The organism is Pseudomonas sp. MF6751, assembly GCF_016613265.1.
Classification (GTDB): Bacteria; Pseudomonadota; Gammaproteobacteria; order Pseudomonadales; family Pseudomonadaceae; genus Aquipseudomonas; species Aquipseudomonas fluorescens_BV.
Genome location: NZ_JAENSV010000011.1, coordinates 31,665 through 53,277, shown reverse-complemented (window position 1 = coordinate 53,277; position 21,613 = coordinate 31,665). Strand labels below are relative to the sequence as shown.

Here is a 21,613-nt window from a genome sequence, read left to right as displayed (position 1 = left end):
ACAGGGTTTTGTGTTGTTACTGAGATCAGGGTTCGAGCACCACCTTGAGCGATTTATCGCCGCGCTCCATCACTGCAAACGCATCCTTGAAATCCGCCAGCGCAAACTTGTGGGTCACCACATCGCGCATATCGATCTTGCGGTTGCCGATAAAGTCGATGGCCCTTGGGTACATATACGGCCCGAGGTGCGAGCCGAGGATATCCAGCTCCTTGCGGTCACCGATGATCGACCAATCCACCGTGGCCTCGTCATTGAACACGCTGAATTCGACAAAGCGTCCCAGCTTGCGCAGCATCGCCAGGCCCTGGTTCACCGCCTTGTGATGCCCGGTCGCCTCGATATAAATGTCGCAGCCGTAGCCATCGGTGATTTCGCGGATCTTCGCCAACACATCCACCTCGGCCGGGTTCCACACTTCATCGGCGCCCAGGCGCAGGGCGAGGGCGGCGCGTTCGGGTTTCATGTCCAGCACAATGAGCTTTTTCGGGTTGCGCAACCGCACCGCGCCGATGATGCCCAGGCCCAGGGTGCCGGCGCCGGCGACCACCACGATATCGTCATGGTCGACGTTGGCGCGTTCCGCCGCGTGCAGCGAGCAGGCCAAGGGTTCGATCAGGATCGCTTCGTCGGGGGCGATGGATTCCGGCACTTTGTGGATGATGCCTTCCTTGGTGAAGATCATGTATTGCGCCATGGCGCCCTGCACATTGTTCTGGAAGCCATACAGGTCGTGCTTCTGGCACATCCAGTACTGGCCGTGGTTGCAGAAGCGGCAGCCCCAGCATGGCACGATCTGCTCGGAGATCACCCGGTCGCCCACGGCCACGCCGCGTTTCTCGGCGCCTGGGCCAAGCGCGACTACGCGGCACACGAACTCATGCCCGGGGATCATCGGCGGCTTCACGTAGCGCGGTTGCTCGGCATCGCCCCAAAACGAGGGCGCGCCGCGATAGGTCTTGATATCGCCCATGCAAATGCCGCACAGCTCGACTTTGGTCAGGATCTCGTCGGGGCCGGGCGTGGGCACGTCGACGGTTTCCAGGCGGTAATCTTCCGGGCCGTGGCAGACCACGGCCTGCATGGTTTTCGGGATGCTCGGGGCGAGTTGTTCAGGTGTGCGTTCGGTGACGGTGGACATGACAAAACCTCACGACATAGCGATGAATTACTGAATGCTGTAGCCGCCGTCGATCACCATGTTGGCACCGGTGATCATCTGTGCGGCGTCGCTGAGCAGGTACAGCGCCAGCCCGGCGATTTCTTCCGGCTGGGCAAAGCGACCTGCCGGAATCTGCAATTTGGCCCGCTCACCCACCTCGCCGGCCCAGGCTTTTTTGCCCAGGGCGGTTTCGACGATGGTCGGGGAGATGGCGTTGACGTTGATCTGCGGCGCCCACTCCATGGCCAATACCTTGGTCATGCCGACGATGGCGGCTTTGCTGGCGCAGTAGGCGACGTGACGGTCCAGGCCAATCACGGCGGCCTGGGACGCCAGGTTGACGATGCGCCCGCTGCCTTGGGCAAGCATATGTCTGGCACAGGCCTGGGCCATGAAAAAGCTGGCCTTGAGGTTGATGTCCAGTGTGGTGTCCCAGGCGCTTTCGCTGACCTCGATGGCCTTGTCCAGCAGCACCACGCCTGCGCTGTTGATCAGATAATCCAGGCGTTGGAAGTGCGCGAACACCTTGTCGACGGTCGGTTGTATCTGGTCGATCCTCCCGAGGTCGACGGCAATGCCCAGGTGCCCGGCACCCAGGCTGGCGGCCACCTCGACCACGGCCGGATCGCGGTCCAGCAGCGCCACCCTTGCGCCGCGTTCCGCCAGCAAAGTGGCGCAGGCCAGGCCGATGCCGGCGGCGCCACCGGTGATCACCGCGCAACGGCCGCTGAGGTCGAAGGCTTGGTTCCAGAAACCAGACATGAGTAACTCCCGTTACAGATCAAAAGGTAGAACTCGGTCCAATGTGGGAGCTGGCTTGCCTGCGATTGCATCAACCCGGTCTACCTGATGCACCGAGGTGCCTGCATCGCAGGCAAGCCAGCGCCCACAGTTGACTGTGTTTCAAGCCACTGACTACTTACCGCCGCTGACTTGCTTGTACAGCGCGTCCGCATTGGCATTGGTCACCGGCACCCACGGCAGGATGTAGTTCTTGGCCGTGCCGTCGGCCCATTTCAGGTCCTTGGCATAGCGCTCCCAAATCACCGATTGTGGCTTGTAGTCGTCGCCGGCCAGGGCACGCAACGCTACGTCCAGCGCGCCTTGGGACTGGGCCTGGGCATCCTGGAGGAAGGTGGTGACTTCGTCCTTTTTCGCCGCCTGGATCGCATCCGGCATGCCGTCGATAGAGGTCACGGGCACATCCTTGGAGGTGAGGCCATGGGACTTCAGCGCCTGCACGGCGCCCAGGGCCATGTCGTCATTCTGGGCGATCACGCCATTGATCCCCTTGGGGTGGGCGTTGAGCCAGTCTTCGGTGAGCGTCATGGCCTGGGCGCGGTCCCAGTTGGCGGTTTTCTTTTCGATGATCTTGATGTCAGGGTGTTTGCCCAGCACTTCCAGCTCGCCTTTTTCCCGGTCGATCTGCGCCGACTGGCCAATCGGGCCCTGGATGATCACCACGTTGCCCTTGCCATTGAGCTTGTCGACCATGGCCTGGGCCTGCAGGCGGCCGCCTTCCACGTCGTCGTTGCCCACATACGGCACGCTGGCATCGGCTACTTTCGTATTGGAGGCGATGACCACCACGTCGTTGCTCATGGCGGCCTTGACGGTACCGACGCCGGCCTTGGTATCAATCGGTACGAACAGAATCGCGTCGTAGCGTTGGGTCACCATGTTTTCGATCTGGTTGTTCTGGGTCAGGGCGTCGTAGTTGCCGTCGAACACGGTCAACTGCACGGTGCCATCCTTGACGGCCGGATGTTCCTTGAGCTCGCGGACCCAGTTCTGCATGAACTGACCCTTGAGGCCATAGACGGCTGCGCCGATCTTGTAGGTCTTGCCGTCGGCGGCCAGGGCGATACTGCTGGCGAGCAGGGAGAGGGCCGCCGCAGCGGCCAGGGTGGTACCCAGTTTCATAAGTAGAACTCCAGTTATTGTTATGGGTCGTTCTTCAGCGTTTCTTCTTGCGCCACACGTCGATCAGTACTGCAAACACGATGATCAGGCCCTTGGCGACCTGCTGGTAATAGGAGGACACGCCGAGCAGGTTCAGGCCGTTATTGATCACGCCGATCAACAGTGCCCCGAACAAGGTGCCGACAATGCTGCCGGTACCGCCCGACAGGCTGGTACCACCGATCACCACCGCGGCAATCGCGTCCAACTCATAGGAAACCCCGGCCTGGGGCAGGGCAGAGGTGGTGCGTGCCGACAGCACCACGCCGGCCAACCCGGCGAGCAGGCCCGAGACCACGTACACCGAGAACATCACCTTGCGCACGCCAATGCCGGAGGTGCGCGCGCTTTTTTCGTTGCCGCCCACTGCATACACATAGCGGCCGTAGGTGGTGTAGCGCAGCACCATCCAGAAAATAAGCGCGACCACGGCGAAGATGATGATCGGCACGCCCACCGGGCCGACCTTGCCGATGCCCAAGGCCAGGTAGGCGTCGGGCAGGTCGGTGATCGGGCTGCCGTCGTTGAGAATAAAGGTCATGCCCCGGGCGATGCTGAGCATGCCGAGGGTGGCCACGAACGGCGGGATCGACAGGTTGGCGATCATGAAACCGTTGACCACCCCGAGCATCGCACCGGCAAACATCCCCGCGCTGACCGCCGCCATCAGGCCATAACCCTGGGTGGCGACCATGGCGCTGCACAACCCGGCGAACGCCAGGATCGACCCCACCGACAGGTCGATGCCCTTGGTCAGGATCACATAGGTCATGCCCACGGCGAGAATGCCGTTGATGGAGGTCTGGCGCAGGATGTCCATCCAGTTGCGCCAGGTCATGAAGTATTCACTGGAAAATGCCATTACCACGCACAGCAGGATAAACACCAGCGGCAGGCCAAAGCGGTCGAGGGACAGGCGCAGGCGGTTGCGCGACGGGGCAGTAACGGGAGCAACGATGGTTTTGGCATTCATGAGGCAAGACTCAACAAGGCTTCCTGGGAAAGGGCGGTGTCGGTGCTGATAGTGACCAGCCGGCCACCTTTGAAGACGGCGATGCGGTCGCTCAAGTGCAGCAGTTCCGGTGCTTCCGACGACACCACAATGGCTGCGCCACCGGCGCGCACGAACTGGTCGAGCAGGTGGTAGATCTCCTGTTTGGCGCCTTCGTCGATGCCGCGGGTGGGTTCATCGCAGAGCAGGCATACCGGCTCGGTGGACAGGCATTTGGCGAGCACCACCTTTTGCTGGTTGCCGCCGCTCATTGATGCCACCGGCAGCTCCAGGGAACTGGTCTTGATCTGCAGGCGCTTGACCATCTCCTCGGCCAGTAGCGCTTCTTTACGTGCGTTGATCAGCGACCAACTCGACAAGCGCTTATAGGCCGACAGTGCAATGTTCGACAGGATGCTGCCGGTCAGCACCAGGCCGCTGTCCTTGCGGTCTTCGGTAACCAGCGACATGCCGGCGTCGATGGTCGCCTTGGGCTGCCCGATAGGCATGGGCTTGCCTTGCAAGGTAACGCTGCCGGAATCCGCCACGGTCAGGCCGTAGATGCAATTGAGGAATTCACTGCGCCCGGAGCCCATCAACCCATAAATGCCGAGAATCTCGCCACGGCGCAGCTGCAGGCTGATGTTGTGGAACTCACCGTTGCGGCTCAGGTTGTCGACTTGCAGGCAGGTGCTGGCCGCACATTCGCGGCCCGCCTTGTGGTCGATGCGCGTCAGTTCCTGGCCGACAATACCGCGCACCAGATGGTCGCGGTCGATATCGGCCATGCGCCCGCTTTCGACAAAGGCGCCATCACGGAAGATGCTGTAGTCATCGGCGATCTGCGCCAGTTCGCTCAGTCGATGGGACACGTACACGATGCCGGCACCGCGTGCGGTAAGGCGGCGAATCGCCTTGAACAGGGTTTCGGCCTCGCGCTCGCCGATGGCCGAGGTGGGCTCGTCCATGATCATCACCTGGCAGTCATGGCTGAACGCCTTGGCGATTTCCACCAATTGCATCTGTGCCACGCTCAAGCGGTGCATGGGGCTGGTGGCGTCGACGTCGAACTCCAGGCTTTCGAGCAGTTCGCGGGTGCGGCGGTTGAGGGCCTTGCTGTCGACGATGCAACCGGCGCGGCGCGGTTCGCGGCCCAGCCAGATGTTTTCGGCGACGGTCATGTAGGGGATGGGTTCCAGCTCCTGGGTGATCATCGCGATCCCCGCGGCCAAGGCTTCACTCGGGCGATTGAACTGCACCGGTGCGCCGTTGAGCAGAATGCTGCCGGCGTCACGTTGGGTGATGCCCATCAGGATGCTCAGGAAGGTTGACTTGCCGGCACCGTTGCCGCCGCACAGGGCGTGGACGCTGCCGGCGCGCAGAGAAAGGCGCCCGTCGCGCAGGGCTGGCACCCCGGCGTAAGCCTTGGCGACGTGTTCAGCCTGGAGCAGTAATGGCGTGGCCATCGGCGTGTCCTCGTGCTGTGAATTCTTATTAGGTCGCACAGTCATGTTTCGCTGTGATCATATGTGTATCAAATGAAATTCTGATCAGTCAATCTCTTTCACTTAAAAGGTGCGATTCTCATCTTTGACGCGGTTATTGCCTTGGTATAGGGCTTTGACTGGCAGGTCAGTTAAATCTCGCTTGACAGCAAGGGGTGAATGCTTGCGAAATGCGTGAGAGATATTTCACTAAGTGATCATTTGATCAGTGGAGTTTGGCGCCATGAACACACCTTTCCCGGTGGCTATCGGATGTGATGAAGCGGGTTTTGAGCTCAAAGAGTTGTTGAGGCGCCATATCGAGGCGTTGGGATACCCGGTGACCGACTTCGGTACGCATTCAACGGCGCCGGTGCTGTACCCAGACATCGCCCTCGCCGTGGCCACCGCCATCAATGCCGGGCAACAGCGCCTCGGCGTGCTGGTATGCGGCACCGGCATAGGCATGGCCATCTCGGCCAACAAGGTGCTGGGTATCCGTGCGGCTCAGGCCCATGACACCTACTCGGCGGAGCGGGCGCGCAAGAGCAACGATGCGCAAATCCTCTCCATCGGTGCGCGGGTCATCGGTGCGGAGTTGGCCAAAAGCATCGTCAGTGCGTTTTTGGCCTCGGAGTTCGAAGCGGCGCGGTCCGGGGCCAAGGTCGAACGCATCAATGCGATCGAGCGCGATGGGCATCAGTAGTGGACGGCGCGGGGCAAGAGTCGGGAGAATGCGCCTTTGACGCCGAAACGGAAGCCCGTCCCCATGAGTGACAGTACCCAGCGCATGGCCAGTGATATCGATCAGATGACCGAAGTGGCGATGCTCTATTACCTTGAGAACGTCACTCAGGAGGCCATTGCCAAGCGCTTTGACCTGTCGCGGGCCAAAGTCAGCCGCCTGCTCAAGCGTGCTCGGGATGAAGGGATCGTCGAGGTGCGCGTGTTGCAGCACCCGGCGATGAACAACGAGCTGGAGCGGGCGCTGGTGGAGCGCTTCAAGCTCGACCGCGCCTTGATCGCGGTCGACCACAGCGACCCCGACACCCAGCGCTCGGCGGTCGCCAGCCTGGTCGCCAACTACCTCAACAAGACCCTGAGTGATGGGATGATCGTTGCCGTGGGCATGGGGCGTAACGTCGGCGCGGTGGCCGATAACGTGTTTCTGCCGGTGACCCGCAACTGCACTTTCGTGTGTGCCATCGGCGGTTCGCTCAAGGCCGGCGAATACATGAACCCTGACCACATCTGCCGACGCCTGGCCCTGCGCTTTGGTGGCGAAAGTGAAAGCCTGTACGCCCCGGCGCTGGTGGCCAACCCGGAACTGCGCGGGGTGCTGATCAACAACGACACGGTGCGTTCGACCCTTGACCGCGCCCGGCGTGCCGATATTGCCTTGATCGGCATCGGCGACATGAGCGAGAACAGCAACATGGTGCGCATGGGCTGGTTCTCGCCCCAGGAAATCGCCCAGGCGCGGTTGTCTGGCACTGTGGGCGACATGATGGGTTATGACTTTATCGACATTCACGGCCAGCCGGCGGTCAACGCCATCCAGGGGCGCGTGATCGGGTTGACGGTGCAGGAGCTGTTTCGCATCCCGGATGTGGTGGCGATTGCCAGCGAGAACACCAAGGCGGCGGCGACCTTGGGGGCGTTGCGTTCGGGGGTGATCAATACGCTGGCGACCACCGTCACCAATGCCCACACCATCCTGGCGCTGGACGATGCCACTCGTAAAACCTGATGAGTCGTCTATCTGGCAGGCGGGCAGGCTTTCTGTGGGAGCTGGCTTGCCTGCGATTGCATCGACCCGGTCTACCTGATGCACCGAGGTGCCTGCATCGCAGGCAAGCCAGCTCCCACAAGAGTTGCTGTGCTTTTGATGGGGGTTTACAGGTTTTGTAATAGTTTTGCGTTGTGGGAAATTTGTATTTCGAATGTAGGATTCAAGTCCTTTTGTCATTTCAGGACTTGCATGAACACCCTCTCGGAGCCTCCCAGTCGTCTTTCCCCAAGACAACCGCTATCGCTGTTCCCGCTGAAGCACCCCGTATTCCGTCAACTAACCTTGTCCCGGTCGTACGACCGCACTTTGCCGTGCCCGGCGTTCTGAACACTTTAAAGACAGAGAATTTATAAATGGAATGGTTAGCGGATCCTACGGCCTGGCTCGGCCTTGCTACTTTGATTGTGCTGGAACTGGTACTGGGTATCGACAACCTGGTGTTTATCGCGATCCTGGCGGACAAGTTGCCGCCGGAGCAGCGTGACCGTGCACGTTTGATCGGTTTATCCCTGGCGCTGTTGATGCGCCTGGGCCTGTTGGCGAGTATTTCCTGGTTGGTCACCCTGACGCAGCCGCTGTTTGAGGTGTTCGACAAGAGCTTCTCCGGCCGTGACCTGATCATGCTGTTCGGCGGTATATTCCTGCTGTTCAAGGCCACCATGGAATTGCATGAGCGCCTTGAAGGCCATGTGGCGCAGCACAAGGGCAGTGTGGCTTACGCCATGTTCTGGCCGATCGTCGCGCAGATCGTGGTGCTGGATGCGGTGTTCTCCCTCGACGCGGTGATTACCGCCGTGGGCATGGTCGACGAGCTGGCGGTGATGATGATCGCCGTGATCGTGTCCATCGGCCTGATGATCGTGGCGAGCAAGCCGCTGACCCGTTTCGTCAATGCGCACCCGACCGTGATCATGCTGTGCCTGGGCTTCCTGATGATGATCGGTTTCGCCCTGACCGCCGAAGGCCTGGGCTTCCATATTCCCAAGGGCTACTTGTACGCGGCCATTGGCTTCTCGATTCTGATCGAGGTGTTCAACCAGATCGCCCGAGCCCGTCGCAAGAAGTCGGCGCAGGGCGTGTTGCCGGTGCGTGAGCGTACCGCCCATGCGGTGATGCGCTTGTTGGGCGGCCGCAGCCTGGCGGTGGAAGAGGTGGGTGAAGACGTGGCTGACCTGCTGGGCGAGCCGGATGCTGCGCAGGGTCCGCTGTTTGACCGACGTGAACGGGTGATGATCAGCGGCGTGCTGCAACTGGCCGAGCGGCCGATTCGCACCCTGATGACGCCAAGGGCCAAGGTTGATTGCATCGACCTGGCGGACGACCCCGAGACGATCCGTCTGAAACTGATGCACTCGTCTTACTCGCGTCTGCCGTTGATCCGTAACGGTGCGGTGGATGAGCCCCTGGGTTTTGTGCACAAGAAGGAGTTGCTCAAGGAGTACCTGGCCGGCAACGAGCCGAACCTGGAACACCTGGCGCGTCGGGCGATCAACCTGCTGGAGAGCTTTTCGATCCTCAATGCCCTGGAGCAGATGCGCCAGGAGTCCACTCACATCGCGTTCGTGATCAACGAATTCGGCGACTTCATGGGCGTATTGAGCATGACGGATATTCTGGAATCCATCGCCGGTGAATTGCCCGATGCCAGCGAAATCGAAGGGCCCGATATTGTCGAGCAAGGCGATGGCTTCCGTGCCAATGGTGCCTTGAACCTCAACCTGGTGCGTCAACGCACGGGCTTCAAGGCGGTGACGACCGAGGATTATCAAACCCTGGCAGGTTTGGTGATGAGCCTGCTTGACCGCTTGCCGGTGGTGGGCGATAGCCTGGAGCATGAAGGCTGGCGTTTGACTGTGGCTGAAGTGGAGGAGCGTCGAGTGACGCAAGTGCACTTGCGCCCTTGCTCAGGTCATAACGGCTGAAGATGTCCTGCACAAACGGCGCCTGCTCTTCCAGGGGGCCGAAGCCTTTGAATTTTTCTACCAGGGCGCCATTCAGGTAGATCAGCAGCGTCGGGGTGCCTGTTACTTCAGGGTGCCTCGGCGTGTGCGCGCAATCGACTACCAGGCTCACGATTCTGGGATGCCTCCAGGCGTGCAGTTCGAATAAGGGGCCTGCCTGCGCGCAGGCGGGGCAGTGTTCTGAAACGAACAGAATGAATACCGGGCGTGGTGTGTTTAGTAACCGTTCGAACGCCTTGGCACTGGAAATACTGCTCGTTGCAACGCCCATGGTGATCTCCCTTCAAGCCGCAGTCGTTTTTACCAACGCTAAGCCGGTGGATGACTACCGTCTACTGTCAACCTTCACAGGTGTACCTTGCTGCCCCAAATGATCTAAAAGGGTGCGCAGTAACAGCGGTGTGTGGCTTTGAGTAGCAAGCCGATTGCGAGGTCGGTGCAATCCCGTGGGCCTATCCGATCTTTATCTCGCTGATCTCTAAAGACTTTTACCTCGACATATTTTTCCTCCAGTACCTGTGGCACACTTTCTGCTGTCTATTCCGTTGTTACATACCAAGTTCCGGTATAGCGGAATACACAATCCCTGGAGTGCTTGTCATGCATCACCGACCTTCCGTATTCAAAGCGTGTGTTTTTCTCGTCGCTGCATCGGCTTCCCTCGCCAGCGTGGTGCAGGCGGCGGACAGCAAGCTCGATGATGTGCTCAAGCGTGGGCACTTGATCGTAGGTACAGGCAGTACCAATGCGCCGTGGCACTTCCAGGGAGCGGATGGCGAGTTGCAGGGGTTTGATATCGACATCGGCCGCATCGTGGCCAAAGGGTTGTTCAATGACCCGAGCAAGGTGGAGTTTGTGGTGCAGTCGTCTGACTCACGTATTCCCAACCTGCTCACCGACAAGGTCGACATGAGCTGCCAGTTCATCACCGTTACCGCCAGCCGTGCGCAGCAGGTGGCCTTTACCCTGCCGTACTACCGGGAAGGCGTCGGCCTGCTGTTGCCCAATAACAGCAAATACAAGGAAATCGAAGACCTGCAGGCGGCGGGCGACGACGTCACCGTGGCTGTGCTGCAGAACGTGTATGCCGAAGAGTTGGTGCACCAGGCACTGCCCAAGGCCAAGGTCGATCAGTACGACAGCGTTGACCTGATGTACCAGGCCGTGAACTCAGGCCGCGCCGATGCTGCTGCCACCGACCAGTCCTCGGTCAAATACCTGATGGTGCAGAACCCTGGCCGCTACCGCAGCCCCACCTACGCCTGGAGCCCGCAAACCTATGCCTGCGCGGTCAAGCGCGGCGACCAGGACTGGCTGAATTTCGTCAACACCGCGCTGCACGAAGCCATGACCGGTGTGGAATTCCCCACCTACAAAGCCTCGTTCAAGCAGTGGTTCGGCGTGGACCTGCCAGAACCGGCGATTGGTTTTCCTGTGGAATTCAAGTGACCCGCAACAACAGGGGCGCGCCTGAGCACGCCCCCTTCAGGTGCTGCTGACCATGAACTATCAGTTGAACTTTGCCGCCGTCTGGCGTGATTTCGACACCTTGCTGGCGGGGCTCGGCCTGGGGTTGCAGTTGGCATTGCTGTCGATCGCCATCGGCTGCGTGATCGGCCTGTTGATGGCGTTTGCCATGCTTTCCAGGCACCGCGCGTTGCGTATTATTGCCTCGGTGTATGTCACCGTGGTGCGCAACACCCCGATCCTGGTGTTGATCCTGTTGATCTACTTCGCCTTGCCCTCCCTGGGCATTCGGCTGGATAAGATCCCCTCGTTCATCATCACCTTGTCGCTGTATGCCGGTGCCTATCTCACCGAGGTGTTCCGCGCAGGCCTGGTGAATATTCCCAAGGGCTTGCGTGAAGCCGGCCTGGCCATCGGCCTGGGCGAGTGGCGGATCCGCGCTTACATCACCGTGCCGGTGATGCTGCGCAACGTGTTGCCGGCACTCTCGAACAACTTCATCTCGCTGTTCAAGGACACCTCCCTGGCCGCCGCGATTGCGGTGCCGGAGCTGACCTATTACGCCCGCAAGATCAACGTCGAAAGCTACCGGGTGATTGAAACCTGGCTGGTCACGACCGCGCTCTACGTGGCTGCCTGTTACCTGATTGCCATGCTGCTCCGTTACCTGGAACAGCGTTTGGCTATCCGTCGTTAAGGAAGGGTCCCATGTACGAATCCCCCAGTTGGCTGCATGAATTGTGGATCGCCCGCGAGACCCTCTGGGCCGGCTTCCAGGCCAGCGTGGCGGTCTCGGCGCTGGCGATTGTCTTTGGCACCCTGATCGGCATCGTTGCCGGGTTGATCCTGACCTACGGCAAGTTCTGGATGCGTGCGCCGTTCCGTCTGTATGTCGATTTGATCCGTGGCACGCCGGTGTTTGTGCTGGTGTTGGCATGTTTCTACATGCTGCCGGCCCTTGGCTGGCAAATCAGTGCGTTCCAGGCCGGTGCTGTCGGGCTCACCTTGTTCTGTGGCTCCCATGTATCGGAAATCGTGCGCGGCGCGCTGCAGGCCATTCCCCGTGGGCAATTGGAAGCGGGCAAGGCGATTGGCCTGACGTTCTATCAGTCCCTGGGCTACGTGCTGTTGCCCCAGGCGCTGCGGCAGATCTTGCCGACCTGGGTGAACTCCTCTACGGAAATCGTCAAGGCTTCCACCTTGCTGTCGGTGATCGGTGTGGCCGAATTGCTGCTCAGTACCCAGCAGGTGATCGCGCGCACCTTCATGACCCTGGAGTTCTACCTGTTCGCCGGTTTTCTGTTCTTTGTCATCAACTACGCCATCGAATTATTCGGGCGCTACATTGAAAAGCGGGTGGCCTTGCCATGAACCAAGCTCAAACCAACCCAGCGCTGCTGGACATTCGTGGCCTGCGTAAACAATACGGCCAGGTGGAAGTGCTCAAGGGCGTCGACCTGTCCATGCAGCGCGGCAATGTGGTGACGTTGATCGGCTCCAGCGGCTCGGGCAAGACCACCTTGCTGCGCTGCGTGAACCTGCTGGAAGAGTTTCAGGGCGGGCAGATCACCCTGGATGGCGAGTCCATCGGCTACAGCGATGTCGGCGGCAAGCGTGTACGCCACCCGGAGCGGGTGATCGCCCAGCACCGCGCAATGACCGGCATGGCGTTCCAGCAATTCAACCTGTTCCCGCACCTGACCGCGCTGCAGAACGTCACCCTCGGCTTGCTCAAGGTCAAGAAAATGGGCAAGGATGAAGCGGTGGCGCTGGCCGAAAAATGGCTGGACCGCGTCGGCCTGCTGGAGCGCCGCAACCACTTTCCCGGCCAATTGTCCGGTGGCCAGCAACAACGCGTGGCCATTGCCCGGGCCATTGCCATGAACCCCAGCCTGATGCTGTTCGACGAAGTCACCTCGGCCCTCGACCCGGAGTTGGTGGGCGAAGTGCTCAGCGTGATCAAGGGGTTGGCGGAGGAGGGCATGACCATGTTGTTGGTCACCCACGAGATGCGCTTTGCCTACGAGGTATCGGACCAGATCGTCTTCATGAACCAGGGCCGCATTGAAGAGCAGGGCAGTGCGAAGGACATCTTCGAACGGCCGCAGTCGCCGCGCCTGGCAGAATTTCTTAAGAACATTCGTTTTTAACAAGGAGCAACTTTATGAGCATTACTCGTTACGGCACCGGCAGCACCGCAGGTGGCGGCCAGCCACGTCCGTTCGCCCGCGCTGTGGAGGCCGATGGCTGGCTGTACGTGTCGGGCCAGGTGCCTGCGGTGGACGGTGAAATCATCAGTGGCGGCATCATCGAGCAAACCCGCCAGACGATGCGCAACGTGGTGACGATCCTCGAAGAAGCCGGCTACGAACTCAAGGATGTGGTGCGGGTGGGCGTATGGTTGGAAGACCCACGGGACTTCTGGAGTTTCAACAAGGTATTCGGCGAATACTTCACCCCGGAACACGCCCCGGCGCGCGCCTGCGTGCAGGCCAATATGATGGTCGATTGCAAGGTCGAGATCGATTGCGTGGCCTACAAGAAAAAAAACTGAATATTCAAACCCTGTAGGAGCGAGCTTGCTCGCGAAGATCGTCAACGATAACGCGGGTATTGTTTATGAACGCGTTGCCCTGGAGTTTTTCGCGAGCAAGCTCGCTCCTACAGAAGAATTCATACCACTGGGGACCGAGTCCACCATGACCGAAGACACCATCAAACGCCGCGCCAAAGGCCTGGACCGTGCGTTCGATATCCTCGATTTTCTCAAGGAAATCGGCCAACCCCTGCGCCCGAATGATATTGCCAGCGGCATTGGCAGCCCCAAATCCACGGTCTACGAACTGGTGGCGTCGTTGCTGGAGCGGCGCATCCTGGAGACCGTGGGCAAGGACGGGCACGTGTATCTGGGGCGTCAGCTGTATTTCCTCGGCCAGGCACACTTGCGTCACTTCGACCTGACCCGCGAGGCCGACCACGCCTTGCAGGAGATCGTCAGCCAGACCCACGAAACCGCGCAGATGTGCCTGCTCAACGGGCGCAAATACACGGTGGCGCTGATGCGCGAGGGCCAGCGGCATTTCCGTATTTCTTCGGACATCGGTGAAAACGCGCCCATTCCGTGGACTGCCTCGGGACGCTTGTTGCTGGGGCATTTGAGCGATCAGCAGATCGTCGACCTGATCGATCCCGACGATTTCATCCTGCCGGATGGCCTGCGCCTGCCGCTGGACACTTTCCTGGCGCAGATCCGCCAGGCCAGCCTGGATGGGTTCTTCTCCTTCGACAGTGTGGCCGACACCTTCACCCACTGCTTTGCCGCCCCGGTGCGCGATGCCCAGGGCATCAGCATCGCGACCCTGTGCATCGTCGCCCCCCGGGCTGATGCGAGCAAAAACTACCATGACTATCGCCGGGTACTGATCGACAGTGCCAACAGCCTGGCCCGGCGCATCAACGAATAGGAGTTTTCCATGTCTGCCCTCAATGCCGTTGAAAAAGGTGCCGCCGCCATCGGTGCCCATTTGGTTCGCGATGTTAGCCTGCCGGCCCTGGTGCTGCACCGTGACGCCCTGGAACATAACATCCGCTGGATGCAGGACTTTGTCCGCAGCAGCGGCGCCGAGCTGGCGCCCCACGGCAAGACCAGCATGATGCCCGCACTGTTCCAGCGCCAGATCGCCGCCGGTGCCTGGGGCATCACCCTGGCTACCGCTGTGCAGACCCGCGCCGCCTACGCCAGCGGCGTGCGTCGCGTGCTGATGGCCAACCAACTGGTGGGCGCGGCGAACATGGCCTTGATCGCGGACCTGCTGGCCGACAAGGATTTTGACTTCCATTGCATGGTCGATCACCCGGATAACGTCGCCGACCTGGGCCTGTTCTTCGCCGCCCGTGGCCAGCGCCTCAACGTGATGATCGAGTACGGCGTGGTCGGTGGCCGGTGCGGCTGCCGCAGCGAGCAGCAAGTGCGCGACCTGGCCAAGGCGATCCAGGCCCAGCCGGCATTGGCCCTCACCGGTATCGAGGGTTACGAAGGCGTGATCCACGGCGAGCACGCCATCAGCGGTATCCGCGCCTTCGCCGCCAGCCTGGTGAGCCTGGCGGTGGAGCTGCAAGACAGCGGCCTGTTCGACCTGCCCAAGCCGATCATCACCGCATCGGGCTCGGCCTGGTACGACCTGATCGCCGAGTCGTTCGAAACGCAAAACGCCGCCGGCCGTTTCCTCAGCGTGTTGCGCCCTGGCAGTTACGTGGCCCACGACCATGGCATCTATAAAGAGGCGCAGTGCTGCGTACTCGAACGCCGCAGCGACCTCAACGAGGGCCTGCGCCCGGCAATGGAAGTCTGGGCGCATGTGCAGTCGCTGCCGGAGCCTGGTTTTGCGGTGGTTGCCCTGGGCAAGCGCGACGTGGCCTACGACGCCGGTTTGCCAGTGCCGCTCAAGCGCTACAGGGCCGGGATCGTGCCGGCGCAAGGTGATGATGTGAGCGGGTGCAAGGTCACGGCGGTAATGGACCAGCATGCGTTCATGACCGTGGCGCCGGAGGTTGAATTGCGTATTGGCGACATCATTTCCTTTGGTACGTCCCATCCTTGCCTGACCTTTGATAAATGGCAGGTGGGGTGCCTGGTGGATGAGCAGTTGCAGGTGGTCGAGTCTCTGCGTACCTGCTTCTAGACCGAGTCGCGGCTATCGCAGCGATGCGGCGACCCGACAAGCCAGCTCCCACAGTGACCGCGTTTTAACTGAAGGAATGCAGTCGAATGTGGGAGTCGGGCTTGCCCGCGATGGGGCCCTCCAGCACACCTGAGAACTTTGCCATGAACACCCACCCCCGCATCGCCCTCATCGGCGAATGCATGATCGAACTGCAACACCGCGCCGACGGCAGCCTGCACCAGAGCTTCGGCGGCGACACCCTGAACACCGCGGTGTACCTGCGCCGCGAGCTGGGCGATGCCGGCAGCGTTGACTACGTCACCGCCCTGGGCGATGACAGCTTCAGCGATGCCATGTGCGCGCATTGGCGCGCCGAAGGCCTTGGCCTGGAAAGGGTCCAGCGTCTGCCTGGGCGCCTGCCGGGCTTGTATTGCATCCAGACTGACGCCCAGGGCGAACGTAAATTCCTCTACTGGCGCAATGAAGCGGCCGTGCGCGACTGCTTCACCACGCCCGCCGCCGAGCCGGTCCTGGCGGCCTTGCCGGGCTATGACGTGGTGTATTTCAGCGGCATTACCCTGGCGGTGCTGGGGAACATTGGGCGTGAGCGCTTACTGCAGGCGCTGATCGAAGCCCGCCGGCGCGGCGCCAGGGTGGTGTTCGATAACAACTACAGGCCCCGGCTGTGGGCTGATGTGCAAACGGCTCGTGAGGCGTATCGCAGGGTGTTGGCCGAAGTGGACATTGCCTTGCTCACCGAGGATGACGAGCGCGCGTTGTTTGGCTATGAGGATAGCGAGCAGGTGTTTGCGGCGTACCCGTCGATTGCAGAAGTGGTGCTCAAACGGGGAGCGGATGCGTGCTTGATTCGTTGCGTGGGCGAGCGTTTTGCGGTGCCGGCGTTGAAAGTGGAGAAGGTAGTGGACACCACGGCGGCGGGGGATTCGTTCAGTGCGGCGTATCTGGCCAGTCGGCTCAACGGTGGCTCGCCGCAAGAAGCTGCCTTGGCGGGGCATCGGCTGGCGAGCCGGGTGATTCAGGTGCCGGGGGCTTTAATACCGAGATGAATGGCCGCCTGCGGCGGATCGCGGGCAAGCCCGGCTCCCACATTTGAGTGGGTGTGCACTGCTAAATGTGGGAGGCTGGCTTGCCTGCGATAGCGGACTGAAGCCATCCACTCAATCCCGGTAAAACACCTGCACCAGGTGATACCCAAACTTGCTCTTGATCGGCCCGTGCACCACCTTCACCGGTTTCTTGAAGATCACCGCATCAATCGCCCCCACCATCTGTCCGGGCCGCACTTCGCCCAGGTCACCACCGCGTTTGCCCGACGGGCAGGTGGAGTACTTCTTGGCCAGCACATCAAAGGCTTCGCCCTTGGCAATGCGCTGCTTGAGTTGTTCGGCTTCTTCGCTGGTTTTCACCAGGATATGACGGGCTTGGGCTTTCATGGGGCTCTACCAGCTGTGCGACGGCGCGCGATTATGCCTGAACTCAGGCCTCGACACCGATCATGCTTCGGATTTTGTTGGCCAACAGGTCAATGGAAAATGGCTTGGCGACCATGTCCATACCGTCCTCCAGGAACCCCTGGCGCTCGGCGGCTTTCTCGGCATAACCGGTCATGAACAGCACGCGCAGGCCTGGGCGATGCTGGCGGGCGATTTCCGCCAGTTGCCGGCCGTTCATGCCGGGCAGGCCAACGTCGGTCACCAGCAAGTCCACACGCAAATCCGACTCCAGCAGCGGCAGCGCCGCACGGGCATCCGCCGCCTGGTGCGCGGTGTAGCCCAGTTCATCGAGCACATTGACCACCAACATGCGCACCGCCGGGTCGTCCTCGACCACCACCACCGCTTCACCGGCCAGGGCCACGGGCGCTTCGGTCAGGCTGGCGGGCAGGCTGCTTTCCAGCGCCGTGCCATACAAACGCGGCAGGTACAGGCGCACGCAGGTGCCCTGGCCCGGTTCGCTCTGGATGGTCACATGGCCGCCGGATTGCTGGGCAAAGCCGTAGATCATCGACAACCCAAGGCCAGTGCCTTGGCCGATGGGCTTGGTGGTAAAGAACGGGTCGAACGCCTTGGCGAGGATTTTCGGCGCCATGCCGCTGCCGTTGTCGCTCACGCCAAGCATCACATAGTCGCCGGCCTTGACCGGTTCCAGGGTGGTGATGTCGGTGCCGTCCAGGTAACTGTTGGCGGTTTCGATCAGCAGCTCGCCGCCGTCGGGCATGGCGTCGCGGGCGTTGATCACCAGGTTGAGCAGGGCGTTTTCCAATTGGCTGGCGTCGGTGTTCACCGGCCAGATGTCCTTGCCCAGTTGTACCTTGAGTTCGATATGCGCGCCCTTGGTGCGCCGGAACAGGTCTTCCAGGGACGCCACCAGTTGGTTGGGGTCGGTGGGGCGACGGTCCAGTGACTGGCGCCGCGAGAACGCCAGCAGCCGGTGGGTGAGGGCGGCGGCACGGTGGGCGGAGGACACGGCAGCATCGGCAAAACGGCCGATATCGTCGCTGCGCCCGTCGGCAATATAGCGCTGCATCAGGTCCAGGCTGCCGATGATGCCGGTGAGCATATTGTTGAAGTCATGGGCGATACCGCCGGTGAGCTGGCCGACCGCTTCCATCTTCTGCGCATGGCGCAGGGCATCTTCTGCACGTTCGCGCTCGAACATCTCGTTCTGCAGGCGCTGGTTGGCCTCGGCCAGCGCCTGGGTGCGCTGGGCCACGCGTTCTTCAAGGTTCTCGTTGAGGTGGCGCAGGGCTTCTTCGGTGAGCTTGCGTTCGGTCTCGTCGATCACAAAGATGTAGAAACCATTCACCGAGCCGTCACCGCTAAAGCGCGGCAGGTACTTCATCAGCGCATGGCGGGGGCGGCCATCGCGATGAGGCGTCACCGTCATGAAGCTGCACGCCTTGCCTTTGAGCGCGGCGGCGATCTTGTCTGCGCGCCCGGCATACACCTCGTCGCCGAGCACTTCGCGGATGGTCTTGCCGTACAGCTCCTGGGGCGTCTTGCCATACCACTCGAGGTAAGCGCTGTTGTTGAGGCGAAAGCGCTGTTCGTGGTCAACGTAGCCGATCAACACCGGCATGGCGTTGATGATCAGTTGCAGCTCGGTCTGGCTCTGGCGCAAGGCCTGCTCGGTGTTTTTGCGCTCGGTGAGGTCCAGCGCGGCGCCGAGGAACCGCGCCGGCCGGCCCTGTTGATCCTTATAGCAGCGGCCACGGGCGAACACCCAGCGCACCTGGCCATCGGCCTGTTGCAGGCGGTATTCCTCGGCGTACTCGGTGCCATGGGTGATGCAATGCTTGATGCTGCGCGTCACCGTGCCCCGGTCTTCGGGATGCACGCCGTGCAGGTAGGCACTGATGGGCAGCAGGCTTGAATCGTTGGGGTCGACGCCATGCAGGTAGGCGAAATGGGCGTCGGCGATGAAACGGTCTTCACCGATATCCCAGTCCCAGGTACCCACCGCGTCGGTGGCCGCCAACGCGAGTTGCAGGCGTTGCTCGGTGTTGTGCTGGGCCTTGAGGCTTGCTTCGGAACGCTGTTGCAGTTCGAGGGTTTTGCTGCGTCGCTCATTGGTTTCAATGGCCGTGACCAGGATGCCGGCTACCCGGCAGCTTTCATCGCGCACCGGGCTGTAGGTCAGATCCAGCCAGATTTCGGTATCGCAGCCCTGGCGGTGCAGCACAAAGCGTTGCTCGCTGAAGGTACGCACCTGGCCGCCGAGCACGGCGTCGTAGACCGGCGCGGCGAAGCTTTCAAGCTCTGGCCAGGTGTGGTGCGCCGGCTGGCCCAAGGCGCCGGGGTGCTTGCTACCAATCAGGTGTGCAAAACCATCGTTATAGAGTTGCGTGAGCTGCGGGCCCCACAGCAGCACCATCGGCATGGGTGAATGCACGACAATATCGACGGCAGTGCGCAGGCTTTGCGGCCACTCACTGGCCTCACCGAGGGGGCTTTGCGCCCAGTCCAGCCGCTTGATCAACGCAGCGGCTTCGCTACCGGTGGATGTTCCATTCATAAAAAGCCCTGAGCATGACGCTTTGAAAAATGACAACACCCATTGTCCCAAGGAAAGACAACGGGTGACTACCCCGGAAAAATAGCATGCCTTGAGGGTTTTTCTTCAAAACGCTGCATCAGCGCTGAAACCTTTCATCTAATAAGCCAGCTCAGCTCTGTCGCGAAATTGCTCCAGTGCCTGGGGGTTGGCCAGGGCATCTGTGTTTTTCACCGGATCACCATGCACCACGTTGCGCACCGCCAATTCGACGATTTTGCCGCTGATGGTGCGGGGGATATCCGTGACAGCGAGGATCTTGGTCGGCACATGGCGCGGTGTGGTGTTGGCTCGAATCACCTGGCGGATCTGCTGTTGCAGCGCTTCGTCCAGTTCAATTCCATCATCCAGGCGCACAAACAGCACCACGCGCACGTCGTCCTGCCAACGCTGACCGATGGCGAGGCTTTCCAGCACCTGCGGGACCTTTTCCACTTGGCGATAAATCTCGGCGGTGCCAATGCGCACGCCGCCGGGGTTGAGCACCGCATCGGAACGCCCGTGGATCAACAGGCTGCCGTTGGCGCGTTGCTCGGCATAGTCGCCCTGGGCCCATACGCCGGGGAACTGACTGAAATACGAAGCGCGCAGTTTCTGCTGCTGCGGGTCGTTCCACAACCCGATGGGCATGGCAGGGAAATGCCGGGTGCACACCAGTTCGCCTTTCTCTCCGATCAGGGGCCGGCCCTGGTCGTCCCACACTTCGATGGCCATGGCCAGGCTCTTGCATTGCATCTCACCGCGCCGCACCGGCAGGACCGGGTTGCCGATCACAAAGCAGGAGACAATGTCGGTGCCACCAGACATCGACGACAGGCACAGCTCAGCCTTGATCTCGCGGTACACATAGTCGTAACTCTGGGGCGACAGCGGCGAGCCGGTCGAAATCAAGCCCTTGAGGCTGCCCAGATCGTGGCTCAGGCGCGGCTGCAACCCGGACTTTTCCAGGGTGGCGAGGAATTTGGGGCTGGTGCCGAACACGCTGATTTTTTCCGCATCGATCAGGTCGATCAAGCGTTCGGGGCCGGGGTGGAACGGTGAGCCGTCGTATAGCACCGCGGTGGCGCCGATCGCCAGCACCGACACCAGCCAGTTCCACATCATCCAGCCGCAGGTGGTGTAGTAGAACAGGCAGTCCTCGCGGTTCAGGTCGGCATGCAGGCCGTGTTCCTTGAAGTGCGTCAGCAATACGCCGCCAGTGCCGTGGATGATGCACTTGGGGATGCCGGTGGTGCCGCTTGAATAAAGGATATACAGCGGGTGATCGAACGGCACCGCGACAAATTCGGGTTCGCCGCCGGCTTGGTAGAAGTCGTCCCACAGCGCGACGTGGGCGTGGGTGGTGTAGTCCCCAGCCTGCGCTTCGGGCTTGGCGTAAGGCACGATGATCAGCTGTTGCAGGGAGGGCAGGCGTTCGAGGATCTCATTGAGCTTGGCGCTCTGGTCGATGCGCTTGCCGGCATAGCGGTAGCCCGCGCAAGTGATTAGCACCTTGGGCGCGATCTGGCCGAAGCGGTCGATGACGCCCTGGGTGCCGAAATCTGGCGAGGAGCACGACCAGATCGCACCGAGGCTGGTGGTGGCGAGCATGCCGACCAGGGTTTGCCAGGTGTTGGGCATACACGCGGCCACTCGGTCACCTATGCCGACCCCGGCCGCCCGCAGGCTTTTTTGCAGGCCGGCAACCTGTTCCGCCAGTTGCGCATAGCTCAATTGTTCACGTTGGCCGTCTTCGCTGACAGCCACCACCGCAGGATGATCGTCACGGCGGCGCAACAGGTGTTCGGCGAAGTTCAGGGTGGCGCCGGGAAACCATTGGGCGCTGGGCATCTCGATGTCTTCGATCAGCGTGACGCTGGGCGGGCTGCGAAACTGCACGTCGAAGAACGCGACAATCGCCTGCCAGAAGTCCGGGCGCTGGTCGATGCTCCATTGGTGCAGGGCAGGGTAGTCGTGGAGCTGCACGCCGTGGCGCTGGTTGATGAAGCGGCGGAACTGATCCATGCGCGTGTTGGCGATGCGTTCCGGGGAGGGTTGCCAGAGGATGTCGGACATA

At 61.2% G+C, this 21,613-nt stretch carries 19 protein-coding genes and 1 pseudogene; 11 read left to right on the top strand and 9 right to left on the bottom strand.

What is annotated here, in order from left to right; genetic code table 11:
• Positions 1–25: 25 nt before the first annotated feature.
• From JJD66_RS11975 to JJD66_RS11955, 5 genes are all read right to left on the bottom strand, one after another.
• Positions 26–1,141, bottom strand: coding sequence for an MDR/zinc-dependent alcohol dehydrogenase-like family protein (locus JJD66_RS11975; protein WP_200648222.1), 1,116 nt, complete (start codon positions 1,139–1,141; stop codon positions 26–28).
• A gap of 27 nt (positions 1,142–1,168) precedes the next feature.
• Positions 1,169–1,924 (bottom strand): SDR family oxidoreductase, encoded by a 756-nt coding sequence (locus JJD66_RS11970; protein ID WP_198715992.1) that lies wholly within the window; start codon positions 1,922–1,924, stop codon positions 1,169–1,171.
• Between the two features lie 153 nt (positions 1,925–2,077).
• Positions 2,078–3,085: a substrate-binding domain-containing protein gene (locus JJD66_RS11965; RefSeq protein ID WP_105226630.1), complete on the bottom strand. Its 1,008-nt coding sequence runs from the start codon at positions 3,083–3,085 to the stop codon at positions 2,078–2,080.
• A gap of 34 nt (positions 3,086–3,119) precedes the next feature.
• Positions 3,120–4,097, bottom strand: coding sequence for an ABC transporter permease (locus tag JJD66_RS11960; RefSeq protein WP_200648221.1), 978 nt, complete (start codon positions 4,095–4,097; stop codon positions 3,120–3,122).
• Positions 4,094–5,581, bottom strand: coding sequence for a sugar ABC transporter ATP-binding protein (locus tag JJD66_RS11955; protein ID WP_200648220.1), 1,488 nt, complete (start codon positions 5,579–5,581; stop codon positions 4,094–4,096). The genes JJD66_RS11960 and JJD66_RS11955 overlap by 4 nt, the downstream gene beginning before the upstream one ends.
• A 262-nt stretch (positions 5,582–5,843) precedes the next feature.
• Here JJD66_RS11955 and rpiB point away from each other — a divergent pair, with 262 nt between their 5' ends.
• The 3 genes from rpiB (at position 5,844) to JJD66_RS11940 (ending at position 9,313) form a co-directional block, all read left to right on the top strand.
• Positions 5,844–6,305, top strand: coding sequence for a ribose 5-phosphate isomerase B (rpiB, locus tag JJD66_RS11950; RefSeq protein WP_200648219.1), 462 nt, complete (start codon positions 5,844–5,846; stop codon positions 6,303–6,305).
• A 63-nt stretch (positions 6,306–6,368) separates the two neighbouring features.
• Positions 6,369–7,349: a sugar-binding transcriptional regulator gene (locus JJD66_RS11945; RefSeq protein ID WP_034125745.1), complete on the top strand. Its 981-nt coding sequence runs from the start codon at positions 6,369–6,371 to the stop codon at positions 7,347–7,349.
• 395 nt (positions 7,350–7,744) lie between these two features.
• Entirely contained in the window at positions 7,745–9,313 is a 1,569-nt protein-coding gene (locus JJD66_RS11940; protein WP_200648218.1) for a TerC family protein, read from the top strand.
• Positions 9,314–9,350: 37 nt separating this feature from the next.
• Here the strand turns inward: JJD66_RS11940 and JJD66_RS11935 are convergent.
• Positions 9,351–9,623: pseudogene (locus JJD66_RS11935) on the bottom strand (thioredoxin family protein); the annotation flags it as partial.
• 329 nt (positions 9,624–9,952) lie between these two features.
• Between JJD66_RS11935 and JJD66_RS11930 the strand changes: the two are divergent.
• From JJD66_RS11930 to JJD66_RS11895, 8 genes are all read left to right on the top strand, one after another.
• Complete coding sequence (locus JJD66_RS11930; RefSeq protein ID WP_200648217.1) at positions 9,953–10,801, top strand: transporter substrate-binding domain-containing protein; 849 nt, start codon at positions 9,953–9,955, stop codon at positions 10,799–10,801.
• A gap of 52 nt (positions 10,802–10,853) precedes the next feature.
• Positions 10,854–11,516: an amino acid ABC transporter permease gene (locus JJD66_RS11925; protein ID WP_034125741.1), complete on the top strand. Its 663-nt coding sequence runs from the start codon at positions 10,854–10,856 to the stop codon at positions 11,514–11,516.
• Between the two features lie 11 nt (positions 11,517–11,527).
• Positions 11,528–12,190, top strand: coding sequence for an amino acid ABC transporter permease (locus tag JJD66_RS11920; RefSeq protein WP_034135844.1), 663 nt, complete (start codon positions 11,528–11,530; stop codon positions 12,188–12,190).
• Entirely contained in the window at positions 12,187–12,969 is a 783-nt protein-coding gene (locus JJD66_RS11915) for an amino acid ABC transporter ATP-binding protein (RefSeq protein ID WP_020301585.1), read from the top strand. Before JJD66_RS11920 ends, JJD66_RS11915 begins: the two co-directional genes overlap by 4 nt.
• A gap of 14 nt (positions 12,970–12,983) precedes the next feature.
• Positions 12,984–13,373 (top strand): RidA family protein, encoded by a 390-nt coding sequence (locus tag JJD66_RS11910; RefSeq protein WP_200648216.1) that lies wholly within the window; start codon positions 12,984–12,986, stop codon positions 13,371–13,373.
• Positions 13,374–13,518: 145 nt separating this feature from the next.
• Positions 13,519–14,283: an IclR family transcriptional regulator gene (locus JJD66_RS11905; RefSeq protein ID WP_003191821.1), complete on the top strand. Its 765-nt coding sequence runs from the start codon at positions 13,519–13,521 to the stop codon at positions 14,281–14,283.
• Positions 14,284–14,292: 9 nt separating this feature from the next.
• The gene (locus JJD66_RS11900) at positions 14,293–15,501 is read left to right on the top strand and encodes an amino acid deaminase (protein WP_200648215.1); all 1,209 of its coding nucleotides are present in this window, start codon (positions 14,293–14,295) and stop codon (positions 15,499–15,501) included.
• Between the two features lie 143 nt (positions 15,502–15,644).
• Positions 15,645–16,550: a sugar kinase gene (locus JJD66_RS11895; protein WP_200648214.1), complete on the top strand. Its 906-nt coding sequence runs from the start codon at positions 15,645–15,647 to the stop codon at positions 16,548–16,550.
• Positions 16,551–16,661: 111 nt separating this feature from the next.
• On the opposite strand, the gene JJD66_RS11890 is transcribed toward JJD66_RS11895, so the two are convergent.
• The 3 genes from JJD66_RS11890 to JJD66_RS11880 all read right to left on the bottom strand — a co-directional run bounded on the left by JJD66_RS11890 (position 16,662) and on the right by JJD66_RS11880 (position 21,612).
• On the bottom strand, positions 16,662–16,937 hold the full coding sequence (locus tag JJD66_RS11890; RefSeq protein ID WP_003174397.1) for a peptidylprolyl isomerase: 276 nt from the start codon (positions 16,935–16,937) through the stop codon (positions 16,662–16,664).
• 43 nt (positions 16,938–16,980) lie between these two features.
• Positions 16,981–19,518: a PAS domain-containing hybrid sensor histidine kinase/response regulator gene (locus JJD66_RS11885; RefSeq protein WP_198715985.1), complete on the bottom strand. Its 2,538-nt coding sequence runs from the start codon at positions 19,516–19,518 to the stop codon at positions 16,981–16,983.
• Between the two features lie 138 nt (positions 19,519–19,656).
• Positions 19,657–21,612, bottom strand: coding sequence for an acetoacetate--CoA ligase (locus JJD66_RS11880; RefSeq protein WP_200648213.1), 1,956 nt, complete (start codon positions 21,610–21,612; stop codon positions 19,657–19,659).
• Between the last annotated feature and the right edge of the window lies 1 nt (position 21,613).